Origin of the sequence: Anaerobacillus sp. CMMVII, from assembly GCF_025377685.1 — a bacterium.
Lineage (GTDB): Bacteria > Bacillota > Bacilli > Bacillales > Anaerobacillaceae > Anaerobacillus.
Map to the genome: position 1 here is coordinate 364,699 of NZ_JACEHK010000015.1, position 14,242 is coordinate 378,940.

The window sequence follows — 14,242 nt, forward strand, 5'->3', positions numbered from 1 at the left end:
TAATTTGTGCAAAATATCACTGTACCCCAACCTAGTATTCTGTATAATAGGTTGGGGTAATATAATTTTATCCGTGCCACTTAAAACGAATAATAACTATTCGCTTTTTTAACGCCTAGGTCGTCTGATGACCGGGTCATCTATTATAACTAATGATTAGGGGGAAGATTTATATGAAGGTTTCGTTATTTTTAACCTGTTTAGCAGATGTTGTTTATCCAGCATCTGTAGGCCAAAGTACAGTTGAGCTTCTTGAACGCTTTGGTTGTGAAGTTGATTTTCCAAAAAAACAAACATGCTGTGGGCAGCCGGCATTTAATAGTGGTTACCACCGTGAAACAAAAGAAGTAGCTAAGCATATGATCAACGTTTTTAAAGATGCAAAATATGTGGTTTCTCCTTCTGGGTCATGCACAACAATGCTACATGAATATGTTCATTTATTTGAGGATGATGCAGAGTGGAAACAAAAAGCACTAGAGTTAAAAAACAAATCGTATGAATTAACCCAATTCCTTGTTGATGTCTTAAAGGTAACTGACGTTGGAGCAAAACTTAATGCGAAGGCTACCTATCATACATCTTGTCATATGACGCGTTTATTAGGTGTAAAAGAAGCGCCGTTGACTTTATTAAAAAGTGTCGAAGGCCTAGAGTATACTGAACTACCAAATAAAGAACAATGCTGTGGGTTCGGTGGTACATTTGCTGTGAAGATGATACCAATTTCTGAACAAATGGTCGATGAGAAAGTTCAGCACATAGTAGAAACAGAAGCAGAGGTTTTAGTTGGAGCGGATTTAGGCTGTTTAATGAATATTGGCGGTCGTATCAATCGCTTAGGAAAACCAATTAAAGTGATGCATATTGCAGAAGTACTTAATAGTCGATAAGGCGGTGAAGTAAATGGGGATAAAAACAGGTGATGATAAGTTCTTTACTCGTGTTGAAAAAGGAATAAATAATGACTTTATGCGGAAGGCGGTTGCAGGTGCTCAAGAGCGTATGCAAGGCCGTAGGTTAGATTCAATTAGTGCCTTAGGTGATTGGGAGGATTGGAGAAACCTTGCTGAAGAAATTCGTCAGCACACACTTGAAAACTTGGATTTTTATTTAGAACAGTTAACAGAAAATGTAACAAAAAATGGTGGGCATGTCTTTTTTGCTGAGACTGCTGAAGAAGCTAACGATTATATTAAAGGTGTAGTTTCTAGTAAAAATGCGAAGAAGATTATTAAATCAAAATCGATGGTTACTGAAGAAATCAGTATGAACCAAGCACTTGAGTCTATAGGTTGTGAAGTAATCGAAAGTGATTTAGGAGAATGGATTCTCCAATTAGACGATCATGATCCACCATCACATATTGTTGTACCGGCTCTTCATAAGAATAAAGAGCAAATTCGTGAAACATTTGCTGAAAAAAGAGGCTACAAGAAAACAAGTGACCCAAAAGAAATGGCGCGTTTCGCCCGTGAAGAGCTCCGTAAGGATTTCTTAACAGCTGAAGTTGGGATTACTGGTTGTAACTTTGCCGTAGCAGAATCAGGATCAATTTCGCTTGTGACAAACGAGGGGAATGCAAGGATGGCGACAACGATTCCTAAAACGCAAATTACAGTTATGGGGATGGAAAGAATTGTTCCGACATGGGAAGAATTAGACATTCTTATTAGTATGCTTGCTAGAAGCGCTGTTGGCCAAAAACTAACGAGTTACGTTACTGGCTTAACTGGTACAAAAGAAGAAGGCGACGTAGACGGACCTGATGAATTTCATTTAGTCATTGTTGATAACGGCAGATCAAAAATTCTAGGAACACAATTCCAAAGTGCCCTTCAATGTATCCGTTGTGCGGCCTGTATTAATGTTTGCCCTGTGTATCGTCATATTGGTGGACATTCTTATGGTTCTATTTATCCAGGTCCGATTGGAGCAGTCTTAAATCCATTATTAGGGGATTATGATGAGTGGAAGGAATTACCTTACGCATCAAGCTTATGTGGAGCTTGTACTGAAGTGTGTCCTGTAAAAATTCCATTGCATAACCTTTTAATAGAGCATCGTCGTGTAATGGTAGAACAAGAAGGGAAAGCGCCTTTTGCTGAAAAGTTAGCAATGAAAGGCTATGCGTTCGCTGCTTCTTCACCAGCTGTTTATAGTGTTGGAACAAAATCTGCACCTTCTGTCATGGGTCCATTCACGAAAAATGGCTTTATTACTGATGGTCCAGGACCAGTAAAACTATGGACTGATATCCGCGACCTTCCTGAACTAAGCAAAGGAAAAGATAAGTTCAGAACATGGTTTGAAAACCGTGACAAGGGAGGAAATTAAGATGACAGTTGGAACAGTTTATAATAAAGAAAAGTTTTTAAACAAAATCGCAAGTTCATTAGGAAGAGATCGAAAAACTACTGGTGTTGTCAGACCTGAGTGGAAGCATCGTCCACAATATGAAGTGTTCAAAGGCATGTCTCAAGACGAGCTTGCAGCTCAATTAGAGGACCAATGTCAAAGAATTCATACAGTAGCAAAACGTGCAACGACACAAACATTACCAAACGTATTAAAAGAAGCCATTGCTGAACTTGGTGGGAAATCAATTGTAAACTGGAAAGATCCTCGTTTTAACGACTATAACTTAACTGAGGTATTTGAGGAATTTGCTAGTGTTGAAGGAAATGAACTTCATGTTTGGGACCCTTCAATAGGTGAAGAAAATATTACGATTGCCGAACGTGCAAATATCGGAATTACGTTCTCAGATATCACATTAGCAGAGTCAGGATCTGTAGTTTTATTTAGTGACAAAGGAAAAGGTAGATCTGTTAGTCTACTTCCTGCAACATATATTGCTATTATTCCGAAAAGCACAATCGTTCCACGTATGTCGCAAGCTGCTACTAAGATTCATAAAATGGCAGAAGCTGGGCGTTTACCTTCTTGTATTAACTTTATCTCAGGACCAAGCAATAGTGCTGATATCGAGTTAAACTTAGTTGTAGGTGTTCATGGCCCAATCCAAGCGACTTATATTATTGTCGAGGATAAATAAATAGTAAAAGCATCCAAATGGATAACGGGTTCAGTTTCCTGTCGCAAAAACCGAAAACAATCGAAAATGTAGCCCAATTTGTAGGGTCTTTTGTATCTCTTTTAGCAACCCAAAAGAGGCTCAGTTCACTATTCTGAGCCTTTTTTGGTTGCCTGTTGAATGCCCCCAATCCTTTGCTCCTTCCCCAACCATAAAAGAACGGAACCAGATGTGGGAATCAGCAGGGGTTCATAAATAAGCGGAGAAATTTCCTTTATTAAAAAAATAGCATTAAAAATAGCTTAAATAGACGGAATAATTCCGACTATTTACTCGAAAAACGTGAAAATGGGTGATTTTGCTTTGCTTAACCGGAAAATCTCCGCTTATTTCCCCTGAACCGAACTCTATCTGCAATTTAACCGGAAAACCTCCGGTTATTTTTAATTTTTTGTAAGATAAATGTATATCAATTTGAGGCTAAAATTGTGGGGTAAAACAGCCATTATACCCCTACATTCTGGGGTGCATTTCACTATACAATTTTTTATGTTATCCCTACCCAAATGGCTTTACACCAATAAAAATTGAGTGTAAAACTGCACTCATTTGGACTTGCATTTTAATGTTGTGATAGGAAACGGAACTCATTACCATTTGGATGCTTTTTTTGCCTCTTTTCTATAGATTGTTGCTAATCTTTTAGGTCGTAACCAAGCGAATGCTTGGTTCTTCACGCTTTGCCTGAAGCTTTTGAGAATAAATAAGCCATTGGGACAAATTAATTTGTCCCAAAAAAGCTTATTTATTTTCAAAAGACGACCTAAAAGCAACAAATGTTTACGAAAAAAGCCTTAAAAAATTATTTTGCAATTTTTTCAAGATTTCCATTCTTGTCCATTCGGAACTTCGGTGCTTGTACCTGCTCTTCTTCATCTTGTAACAATGCCATTCTACGAGCACGGTTCATAATTTGAATTAATGATTGATAGTCTTCTTCAACGACTCGGTGATCGTTTTCGAGTTTAGAAAGCTTAGTTTCTAATTCTTTCTTCTCAGTCATTAATTGCAAGTTTTCTTTCATTAATTTCTCGTTTTCTCTTCTTAACTCTAATGAACTACCTTCTTTTGAAGCCAATGATTGAATAAAGTTAAGTACGTCCTTTAGACTAATACTTTGTTGTGGCTGTTGGTAGTTGCCTATATTCACCTCAGAAGCTGTCATTGTTGGCATCATAGCAGTTTCCATTTGAGTATGAATAGTAGTAGTAGGTTTATAAGATAATCTGCGCTTCATTTCTTTTCTCTGTTTTTTTGCTAGTTTTATTGCCTCATTATATTGATTTCTAACTACTGCATTCCAACGGAAGCCACATGCTGCTGAAGTTCGATTTAATTCATCGCCAACTTCATCAAATGCTTTTAACTGCGTGCCTCCCTCTCTTATATGGCGCAATACAGTTTCAGCAAGTAGTAAATCATCCTCAGACGACCAAGCATCTTGTCTAATTTTCATTTAAAATTCATCTCCTTATTATTCGTTTCTATTTTTCTACCCATTATTAAAATGTGAAAAAATATAATTGTTAGTAATACTTTTGCCAGTATTACTTAGAAATATACACAGGAAACGACCATTATTTGTATTTCTTGTCATTTTAACTAGATTTCACCCCTGTTTGTCTCTCCCAAACTACTTTGGGAGTAGAGGCATAATAGATGGAATAAAATAAGTTCATCGGATAAAATAGTAGAAACTAAAGAAGAGGAGTTGCAAAAAGTGAATATTTGGGATGAAAAATTTAGTGAAGAAGGCTATTACTACGGAACAGAACCTAATCATTTTATTAAGGAGTGGGGATTGAAAATAGATAAAGGTGACATTTTGACTATAGCCGAGGGTGAAGGCAGAAATGCGGTATATCTAGCTGAGCTAGAAAATAACGTAACATCTTGGGATTATTCAAAAGTAGGTGTTGAAAAAACGAAAGCATTGGCAATCCAAAAAGGTGTCAATGTTAGAGCGGAACTAAATGATTTAGGAAACGTGGAATGGGACGAAGCGAAGTGGGATACGGTTATAAATGTATTTGGACATCTTCCTAAATCTATTAAAGAAAGAACTTTGGCTGGAATAAAAAAGTCACTGAAGCCAGGGGGCCTATTTATAACAGAAGTTTATTCTACTGAGCAATTAGAATACGGTACTGGGGGACCAAAAGATATCGATTTGTTATTTAATCCTTATATATTTCTTGATGAATTCAAAGGTTGGAAATTCATTCACTTTTTTTATGGCGAGGTGGAGCGATACGAAGGGGAACATCACCATGGATTAAGCCATGTCATTCAAGCTGTCATTCAAAAAACAGTTTAGAGTTATGAGTTATGAATTATGAGTTATGAGTTATGAGTTGTGTTAGAAAAGCTTCGAAGCTTTTGCTAGAAACTCAACACTCATAACTCAACACTCAAACCTCAAACCTTATTTCTTCCTTTGTTCAAAATAATGAAGTCGTTTTGAAACAGTCATTTCGTAGCCATTGTCTGAAGGTTTGTAAAAGCTCTTTCCAAGCATATGATCAGGTAAGTATTGTTGTGGTACGTAATTTTTTTCGTAATCGTGAGGGTATTTATAACCGATACCATGGCCTAATTCTTTTGCACCTCTATAATGAGCATCTCGCAGATGGACGGGAACTTCACCTGTCTTTTCTCTTTTTACAGCTTCAAGAGCGCTGTCGATGCCGACTATTACTGCATTGCTTTTTGGGGCGGTTGCTAAATAAAGGGCTGCTTCTGCTAGCGGTATCCTCGCTTCAGGCATACCAACAAAATCTACAGCAAAGGTAGCTGCTTGCACAATAAGGAGTGCATTAGGATCTGCTAATCCAATATCTTCAGCAGCGTGTACATACAACCTTCTTGCAATAAATTTTGGGTCTTCACCTGCGTAAAGCATTTTTGCGAGCCAATAAAGAGTAGCATCAGGATCAGATCCCCGGATACTTTTAATGAATGCTGAAATTGTATCATAATGGTTGTCACCTTTTTTATCATAGCGCACGATCCGTTTTTGAATAGATTCTTCTGCGATTTGTAGGGTAATTGATATCGTACCGTCAGCATCAGGGTTTGTTGTAAGTACAGCAAGCTCTAAAGCGTTTAACGCAGAGCGGGCGTCACCGTTTGCTACATTGACAATATGATTTAAGGCTTCTTCGGAAGTTCGGATTTGATAGTTTCCAAACCCTCGCTCCTTGTCATTTAGTGCGACAGATAAAATTTTTTAATGTCTTTATCGGTGTGAGGTTTTAATTGAAAAAGTCGAGAACGAGATAGCAACGCTTGATTGATCTCGAACATCGGACTTTCGGTTGTCGCACCAATTAATATGACTGTACCGTCTTCTACATTTGGTAATAGAGCATCTTGCTGCCCTTTGTTAAAGCGATGGATTTCATCGATAAATAACACGGTTTTTTTATCGTACATAACTAATCGTTCTTTAGCTACTTCAATTACTTTTCTAATATCTGCAATACCAGCTGTAACAGCATTTAATTGTTCAAATGTAGCAGAGGTTGAATTTGCAATGACTCTAGCAATTGTTGTTTTACCAGTACCGGGTGGTCCAAAAAAAATCATCGGTGTTAATCGGTCGGCTTCGATAGCTCGTCTGAGTAACGTTCCTTTACCAAGGATGTCATCTTGCCCTATAATTTCATCAATTGTTCTAGGGCGCATCCGACTAGCTAAAGGACCTTTTAGTTGTTCACTTTTTTGAGAAGAATAATTAAATAAATCCACTTTTTTCTACTCCTTAAGAGTCTTTTGAGTCAGAATAACTGAGATTTTCGTGAAATGCAATGATTATCTACCTTCAAGTTATTCATTCTTTCCTTCGATTTTGTAAATCGTGCTATAATTGATAAGAAAAAAAAGACAGATTAATTGCAGACTTGGAGAGGATGACATACTGTGGGGATTGACAAAAGAATATTGGGTAGGAGATGGCTTATTTTTTTAGCTGGGTTACTTATTATGTCATTAGGAATTGTCTTAATGATAGAAGCGGATCTGGGTGTTGCTCCGTGGGATGTCCTCCACATAGGATTAACGAAGCAATTGGGACTCACAGTGGGTTCATGGTCAATTATCATAGGATTTTGTATAATATCAATAACAAGTTTGTTAACGAAAGAATGGCCCCAGCTAGGTGCTTTTATTAATATGATGCTTGTAGGTGTGTTTATTGATATCTTTCGAATTTTTATTGATACTCCTGCCACAATAGTAGGACAATATGTTATGCTTTTAATCGGAGTAATTATCTGTGGTTACGGCATTGGTTTATATATAGCTCCCAAATGTGGAGCCGGTCCTAGGGATAGTTTGATGATTGCTATTACTGAAAAAAGTGGCTGGAAAGTTCAGCATGTACGATTTGTAATGGAAATTGTCGTATTAATTATTGGTTGGAGTTTAGGGGGACCTGTATTTGTTGGAACCGTCGTTTTTAGCTTAGCGATTGGTAATGTTGTAGGTTTACGTTGCCACAATGTCAACGTTTAGTAGATGGAATGATAGAAAGAGGGATTAAAATTGAAAATATCGACAAAAGGGCGTTACGGGTTAACGATCATGATGGCATTAGCAAAGAAGCACGGTGAAGGACCAGTATCATTAAAATCCATAGCGAAGGATTATGATTTGTCAGAACATTACTTAGAGCAATTGATCGCGCCACTTCGAAATGCTTCATTAGTAAAAAGTGTTCGAGGTGCCTATGGTGGCTACATGCTTGCGAAAGATGCAGATAAAATAACGGCTGGAGATATTATTCGAGTGCTAGAGGGACCAATTAGCCCTGTAGAAGTACTAGAGGATGAAGAACCAGCAAAACGAGATCTTTGGATTAAAATCCGCGATGCGGTCAAAGATGTTCTTGACAATACCACACTAGATGACTTAGCTAACTACGAAGATAAAGGAAAGCAAGAATACTATATGTTTTATATTTAGTCCATAATAAGTTTAGAGTGTTGAGTTTTGAGTTATGAGTTGTCTTTTGCTTTGCTTCGAAGCTTAGCTGATATTAACTCAACACTCAACACTCATAACTCATAACTGAATTTAGTAAGAAGGTGCCAATATTATCATGAAATCTATATATGTAGATCATGCTGCTACTTCGCCAACTCATCCGGAGGTTGTCGAAGCAATGCTTCCTTATTTTTATGAGGACTTTGGAAATCCATCTAGCATTCATCACTTCGGACGAAAAACAAGACAAGCAATTGATGAGGCTAGAGCTTATTTAGCATCTACGATCAATGCCACTGAAAAAGAGATTATTTTTACGAGTGGTGGGACTGAAGCTGATAATTTAGCTGTCATCGGGTTTACGATGGCCAATCAAAATAAAGGAAAGCATATTATCACGACTGCAATTGAACATCATGCTCTTTTGCATACGTGTGCCCATTTAGAGAAACAGGGGTTTGAGGTTACATATTTACCCGTCGATCATTCAGGAAAAATATCTATAGATGAACTAAAACAAGCAGTACGTGAGGATACGATCTTAGTTTCTATTATGTATGGGAATAACGAAGTAGGTACGATCCAACCAATTTTACAAATTGGTGAGTTTTTACAAGACAAAGGAATTGCCTTTCATACTGATGCTGTCCAAGCTTATGGTATTGAAGATATCGATGTGAAAAAACTGCATATCGATTTTTTAAGTGTATCTGCTCATAAAGTAAACGGGCCGAAAGGTGTAGGCTTTCTTTATGCAACAAATACTAAAAAGATCTATCCAAATCTATTTGGAGGGGATCAAGAAAGAAAGCGACGTGCTGGAACAGAAAATGTTGCTGGAATTGTGGGATTGAAGAAAGCAGCTAAAATAGCCTTTGAAAAAAGAGAAGCAAGAAGAGAAGAATATTTTGCTTTTCGTCAAAGAATGTTAACGTTGTTTTCTGATCATAATCTCGACTTTGAGATCAATGGAGACGATAACGAATGTTTACCACATATCTTAAATGTTAGTTTTCATGGAGTTGGAGTAGAGTCCTTCCTAGTGAATTTAGATCTAGCAGGGATAGCTGCTTCGAGTGGTTCCGCTTGTACCGCAGGAAGTTTAGAGCCTTCCCATGTTTTAGCAGCGATGTTTCCTAACGATAAACAAAGAACAATGTCCGCAGTTAGGTTTAGTTTTGGATTAGGAAATACGTTAGAGGAAATAGAGCAAGTTGCTAAAGAAACAGTGAAAATTATTCAGAGAATTAAACAGTAATTGAGAGGTGGTGAGGTCATGCAACAAAATCAAAAAGCCCCTAAAGACACAAGAGTTGTTGTAGGGATGTCTGGTGGAGTTGACTCATCGGTTGCAGCATACCTCTTGAAAGAGCAAGGTTATGATGTAATTGGGATCTTTATGAAAAATTGGGACGATACGGATGAAAATGGTGTTTGTACAGCAACGGAAGATTACAATGACGTGATCCGTGTTTGTAATCAAATTGGTATTCCATATTATGCTGTTAATTTTGAAAAGCAATATTGGGATAAAGTATTTACATATTTCCTAGAAGAATATAAAGCAGGAAGAACACCTAATCCAGATGTGATGTGTAATAAAGAAATTAAATTTAAAGCTTTTCTAGAGCATGCAGTGAGCCTTGGGGCCGATTATCTAGCAACAGGGCACTATGCAAGAGTAGAATATCGAGCCGGCGAATATAAAATGCTTCGTGGCGTCGATGATAATAAAGACCAAACCTATTTTTTGAATGCTTTAGGACAAGAGCAATTATCAAAAACAATGTTTCCAATTGGAAATTTACCAAAGAAAGAAGTACGAGAAATCGCCCAAAAAGCGGAACTTGCTACTGCAAATAAAAAAGACAGTACAGGGATTTGTTTTATTGGTGAACGTAATTTTAAAGAGTTTTTAGGGCAATTTTTACCAGCGCAACCGGGAGAAATGCAAACCCTTGAAGGGGAAGTTAAGGGACGTCACGACGGTTTGATGTACTACACGCTAGGTCAAAGACATGGGCTTGGGATCGGCGGATCAGGAGAACCATGGTTTGCAGTTGGAAAAGATCTCCAAAGAAATATCCTTTATGTTGCTCAAGGTTTCCATCACCCTAGTTTATATTCTGAAGGATTAATTGCGACTACAGTAAACTGGGTAAGTGATAAAGAGATACCAGCAACATTTTATTGTACTGCAAAATTCCGTTATCGTCAGCCAGACAATGGCGTAACAGTTTATCGTGAAGACGATGGAAATCTTAAAGTAATTTTTGATGAACCGCAACGCGCAATTACACCAGGACAAGCAGTAGTGTTTTATCAAGGTGATGAATGCCTAGGTGGAGGCACAATTGATAAGGTAATAAAGTCTGTATAAAAACTAGGGTTTATCGGGTAAGTGGACTGATCTCAATGTGCCTTTGAGACAGTCTTTTTTTCCATTAGTGTCTCTTCGGAGAGTAACTATTCAGGGCTTTTCTAACAAACTAACCAACCAACCAACTAACCAACAACCAGTAAGCGTTATTAAAAAATAAGGAGATTTGAAAATGGATAATAAACAAATCGAAGCTGCACAATTAATTCAAGAAGGAAAACTTGAGGAAGCAGCGAAACTACTAAATGAAGCAATTGACGAAAATCCTAGGGATCCACTAGCTTATGTGAACTTTGGTCATCTCCTTTCGATCATTGGTGAAAAAGATCGAGCGATTACTTTCTATCATAAGGCAATTGAACTTGATGAGACAATGGCCACAGCATATTACGGTGCAGGGAATACTTATTTTGAACAAGATAAATTTGAAGAAGCGATTGGAATGTTTAAAGAAGCGATCGCTAATGGCTTAGTAGAAGCAGATGCATACTTTATGCTAGGCCTTTGCTATTCGAATATGGGGATCTTTCCTTACGCGCTAGCCAATTTTCTAACAGCTACTGAGAAAAACCCAAACGACATTGATGCCTTGTTTCAATACGGGATTACATTAGCACAAACCGGGCAAATTGATGAAGCTATTGCAACTCTAGAAAAAGTTATTCAACTAAATGAGAACCATGCCGATGCTTATTACAATTTAGGAGTTGCGTTTGCGTTTAAGGAAGAAGGAAAAAAGGCACTAAAGATGTTCGAAGAGGCGTTGAAAATACAACCAGACCATCTTTTAGCTGGAAATGGGAAAAAACAGCTAGAGGCTTTACTCCAAGAAGAATAATACTTGGACTGGAAGAGGTTATGACGAATGATTATTGAAACTCCAAATGAGAACCAACCCTATATAAAAGGGGAACTAATTACCGTTGTTTATATGAATGAAGAGAATTTTTATACCGTTGCAAGGGTAAAAGTACACGATACAAATGTGGAGTTATCTGATAAGGTAATTGCGATTGTAGGGACCCTTCCAAAGCTAGACGAAGAACATTTATATACGTTCTATGGGAAAAAAATTGACCATCCTAAGTTCGGTGAACAATTTCAAGTGAGTTCGTTTGAAAAAGAGATACCAAAAACAACAGAGGGAATCGTCCGTTATCTGAGCAGTGATCGTTTTAAAGGAATTGGACGAAAGACAGCTGAAGCTATTGTTCAAACTTTAGGCGAGCAAGCGATTTCTAAAATTATTGAAGACAAAAATGTATTGAAAAAAATTCCGACATTAAAAGATGATAAAATCCAATTGATTTACAATCAAGTGATTGAACATCAAGGGATTGAACAGGTTTTAATAGAGCTATATAAATTTGGATTCGGTGCACAACTGGCAATGAGGATATTCCAAGCTTATAAGGATGAGACGCTTCAAGTAGTGAAAACTAATCCATATCAACTCATCTACGACGTTGAAGGGATTGGTTTTGCTAGAGCAGATGCTTTAGGGCAAGTGCTTGGTTTTACGAAAGAACAACCTGAACGAATCCATGCCGGATGCCTTCATATTGTCCAAGAAATGTCTTTGCAGGAAGGACACGTTTATATCGAAAGAAGTGAGCTTATCGGAGGAGCCATTAAGCTACTTAGCGATTTCTCGTATTCAATCTCAAGACAAGATGTTGAGCAGCAATTGTTGTTTTTAGAAGAAGAAGGACAACTAATTGTTGAGGGGGAAAATGTATACCTACCTTCTTTATTTTTTGCTGAGAAGGGTCTGGTTACAAATATAAGTAAACTTTTAACTGACGATACTCAAATTGAAGAGTTCCCTGAAGCAGAGTTTCTAAAGGCAATTGGTGAGACAGAGGAAGAATTAAAAATTGAATATGCTCCGTCTCAAAAAGAGGCAATTAAAACTGCGCTTAAATCAGGAATTATGATTTTGACAGGGGGGCCTGGAACAGGTAAGACGACAGTGATTAAGGGCATTGTTGAATCTTATGCAAAGCTTCATGGGCTTTCATTAAATAAAAGAGATTACGGAAAAAACAATCCCTTTCCAATTATCTTGGTTGCCCCTACTGGAAGAGCTGCAAAACGAATGTCTGAAGCGACTGGTCTGCCTGCTGAAACCATTCACCGTCTGTTAGGTTGGAAGGGTGGTCATTCAGGATTTGAAAAAGATGAGGATAATCCAATAGAGGGTAAATTACTGATAGTTGATGAAGTTTCGATGGTAGATATCTGGCTCGCCAACCAGTTGTTTAAATCTTTGCCAAGTACGATTCAGGTCATCCTAGTAGGTGACGAAGATCAGTTACCGTCAGTAGGCCCTGGCCAAGTGTTAAGTGAATTGCTGCATTCAAATGTAATACCGACAGTAAACTTAATTGATATCTATCGCCAAGCAAAAGAATCCTCGATCATTCAGTTAGCACACAAAATGAAAGAAGGTCATTTACCTGAGGACATAACAGAAGCCAAGGTAGACCGACGTTTTTTCCCATGCAGTCAAGAACAAGTTATCTCAGTTATTACGCAAATTTGCCAAAATGCGCTAAAAAAAGGCTATACGGCAAAGGAAATACAAGTGTTGGCGCCTATGTATCGTGGTAATGCTGGTATTGAAGCATTAAATACAACACTTCAAAAGATATTTAATCCAAAACAAGAAAAACAGCGAGAGATTGTTTTTGGTGAAGTTTCATACCGAGTCGGTGATGTCGTTTTACAGCTTGTTAATAATCCTGAAGAAAACGTATTTAATGGCGATAGAGGGGAAATCGTTGCTATTTTTTACGCCAAAGAAAATGTTGAAAAGCAAGACCAAGTGGTTATTTCTTTCGAGGGAATTGAAGTTACATACACAAAACAAGATCTAAATCAAATTACATTAGCTTATTGCTGCAGTGTTCATAAGTCACAGGGCAGTGAATTTCCCATTGTCATTATGCCAATTGTCAGAGGGTATCACAGAATGCTTCGTCGTAATTTAGTTTATACAGGAATTACAAGAGCAAAAGAGTATTTAATCCTTTGCGGGGAAGTAAAGGCCTTCGAGACAGCAATCCAGCAACAAAATGAGATGAAGCGTAATACGAAATTAAGGGAGAAACTGATGGCAGTTATGAGTTTGAGTGAGGAGTTTTGAGTTTTTTTAGCAATGCTTCGAAGGTTTACCGAGAATAACTCAAAACTCCAAATTCAAAACTCATCACTCAGTTGGAAGTAGTTACTTAGCATGTTTAGTTGAGGAATAACAAACTATATAAATGTTCGGAAAGGTGGGGGATTAACTTTGCGAACGTTTTCCGTTCTTAATGGTTTACCCGTTATTTCTTTAACTGGTGGAAAAGAAATTGGCAAAGTGATCGATTTATTGTTTCATAAAACACATGTCGAAGGTTTTTTAATTGATCAGAATGGCTGGTTAAATCGCCATCTTTTTGTACCGTTAGAAAATATTCATGCAATAGGACATGATGCTTTAATTATTGATGACGTTAAAGAGCTATCCACTTTTGATAAAAAACAGTTTCCATTCTATTCTCTTCATAATGGGACAAAGAAAATTGTTGGGAAGACATTAATGTCGACCGAAGGGGAAAAGTTGGGCTTGGTAGAAGATGTATATTTTAATGAAAATTTGGGCAATATCGTAGGGTATGAGGTGACAGACGGTCTAATCGCTGATTTAAAAGAGGGGAAACGAGTGTTGAAATCGACAACTCCTTTAACAGTTGGTGAAGAAGTTCTCGTCATCGATTTAAATTGTTAAAGGA

Annotated in this window: 12 protein-coding genes and 1 pseudogene; 11 read left to right on the forward strand and 2 right to left on the reverse strand. The window is 37.5% G+C overall.

Annotated features, from left to right (window positions below; all coding sequences use genetic code 11):
• Positions 1-173: 173 nt before the first annotated feature.
• From H1D32_RS19065 to H1D32_RS19075, 3 genes are read left to right on the forward strand one after another with little or no spacing between them, the layout of a single operon-like run.
• On the forward strand, positions 174-893 hold the full coding sequence (locus tag H1D32_RS19065; RefSeq protein ID WP_261179811.1) for a (Fe-S)-binding protein: 720 nt from the start codon (positions 174-176) through the stop codon (positions 891-893).
• Positions 894-906: 13 nt separating this feature from the next.
• A complete protein-coding gene (locus H1D32_RS19070) occupies positions 907-2,337 on the forward strand; it encodes a LutB/LldF family L-lactate oxidation iron-sulfur protein (RefSeq protein WP_261179812.1) in 1,431 nt (476 codons plus the stop codon).
• Position 2,338: 1 nt separating this feature from the next.
• On the forward strand, positions 2,339-3,058 hold the full coding sequence (locus H1D32_RS19075; RefSeq protein WP_261179813.1) for a LutC/YkgG family protein: 720 nt from the start codon (positions 2,339-2,341) through the stop codon (positions 3,056-3,058).
• Positions 3,059-3,899: 841 nt separating this feature from the next.
• Here H1D32_RS19075 and H1D32_RS19080 read toward each other — a convergent pair.
• Positions 3,900-4,553, reverse strand: coding sequence for an RsfA family transcriptional regulator (locus H1D32_RS19080; RefSeq protein ID WP_261179814.1), 654 nt, complete (start codon positions 4,551-4,553; stop codon positions 3,900-3,902).
• A gap of 264 nt (positions 4,554-4,817) precedes the next feature.
• Between H1D32_RS19080 and H1D32_RS19085 the strand changes: the two genes are divergently transcribed.
• Positions 4,818-5,414, forward strand: coding sequence for a class I SAM-dependent methyltransferase (locus tag H1D32_RS19085; RefSeq protein ID WP_261179815.1), 597 nt, complete (start codon positions 4,818-4,820; stop codon positions 5,412-5,414).
• A gap of 108 nt (positions 5,415-5,522) precedes the next feature.
• On the opposite strand, the pseudogene H1D32_RS19090 reads toward H1D32_RS19085, so the two are convergent.
• Positions 5,523-6,847: pseudogene (locus H1D32_RS19090) on the reverse strand (AAA family ATPase).
• A 171-nt stretch (positions 6,848-7,018) separates the two neighbouring features.
• On the opposite strand from H1D32_RS19090, the gene H1D32_RS19095 reads away from it, so the two are divergent.
• The 7 genes from H1D32_RS19095 (at position 7,019) to H1D32_RS19125 (ending at position 14,238) form a co-directional block, all read left to right on the forward strand.
• Entirely contained in the window at positions 7,019-7,612 is a 594-nt protein-coding gene (locus tag H1D32_RS19095; RefSeq protein WP_314733458.1) for a YczE/YyaS/YitT family protein, read from the forward strand.
• Between the two features lie 30 nt (positions 7,613-7,642).
• The gene (gene cymR, locus H1D32_RS19100) at positions 7,643-8,062 is read left to right on the forward strand and encodes a cysteine metabolism transcriptional regulator CymR (protein ID WP_261179816.1); all 420 of its coding nucleotides are present in this window, start codon (positions 7,643-7,645) and stop codon (positions 8,060-8,062) included.
• A 136-nt stretch (positions 8,063-8,198) separates the two neighbouring features.
• Positions 8,199-9,341, forward strand: coding sequence for a cysteine desulfurase family protein (locus H1D32_RS19105; protein WP_261179817.1), 1,143 nt, complete (start codon positions 8,199-8,201; stop codon positions 9,339-9,341).
• A gap of 18 nt (positions 9,342-9,359) precedes the next feature.
• The gene (mnmA, locus tag H1D32_RS19110; RefSeq protein WP_261179818.1) at positions 9,360-10,463 is read left to right on the forward strand and encodes a tRNA 2-thiouridine(34) synthase MnmA; all 1,104 of its coding nucleotides are present in this window, start codon (positions 9,360-9,362) and stop codon (positions 10,461-10,463) included.
• A 172-nt stretch (positions 10,464-10,635) separates the two neighbouring features.
• Complete coding sequence (locus tag H1D32_RS19115) at positions 10,636-11,301, forward strand: tetratricopeptide repeat protein (RefSeq protein ID WP_261179819.1); 666 nt, start codon at positions 10,636-10,638, stop codon at positions 11,299-11,301.
• A 27-nt stretch (positions 11,302-11,328) separates the two neighbouring features.
• Positions 11,329-13,611 (forward strand): SF1B family DNA helicase RecD2, encoded by a 2,283-nt coding sequence (recD2, locus tag H1D32_RS19120; RefSeq protein WP_261179820.1) that lies wholly within the window; start codon positions 11,329-11,331, stop codon positions 13,609-13,611.
• 147 nt (positions 13,612-13,758) lie between these two features.
• Complete coding sequence (locus tag H1D32_RS19125; RefSeq protein ID WP_261179821.1) at positions 13,759-14,238, forward strand: PRC-barrel domain-containing protein; 480 nt, start codon at positions 13,759-13,761, stop codon at positions 14,236-14,238.
• The last annotated feature ends 4 nt before the right edge of the window (positions 14,239-14,242 follow it).

Excerpts from the sequence above, each read along its gene's own strand:
- H1D32_RS19080 (WP_261179814.1), bottom strand. The coding sequence starts at position 4,553 with ATGAAAATTAGACAAGATGCTTGGTCGTCTGAGGATGATTTACTACTT.
- H1D32_RS19070 (WP_261179812.1), top strand. The coding sequence starts at position 907 with ATGGGGATAAAAACAGGTGATGATAAGTTCTTTACTCGTGTTGAAAAA.
- recD2 (WP_261179820.1), top strand. The coding sequence starts at position 11,329 with ATGATTATTGAAACTCCAAATGAGAACCAACCCTATATAAAAGGGGAA.
- H1D32_RS19075 (WP_261179813.1), top strand. The coding sequence starts at position 2,339 with ATGACAGTTGGAACAGTTTATAATAAAGAAAAGTTTTTAAACAAAATC.
- mnmA (WP_261179818.1), top strand. The coding sequence starts at position 9,360 with ATGCAACAAAATCAAAAAGCCCCTAAAGACACAAGAGTTGTTGTAGGG.
- H1D32_RS19065 (WP_261179811.1), top strand. The coding sequence starts at position 174 with ATGAAGGTTTCGTTATTTTTAACCTGTTTAGCAGATGTTGTTTATCCA.
- H1D32_RS19115 (WP_261179819.1), top strand. The coding sequence starts at position 10,636 with ATGGATAATAAACAAATCGAAGCTGCACAATTAATTCAAGAAGGAAAA.
- H1D32_RS19105 (WP_261179817.1), top strand. The coding sequence starts at position 8,199 with ATGAAATCTATATATGTAGATCATGCTGCTACTTCGCCAACTCATCCG.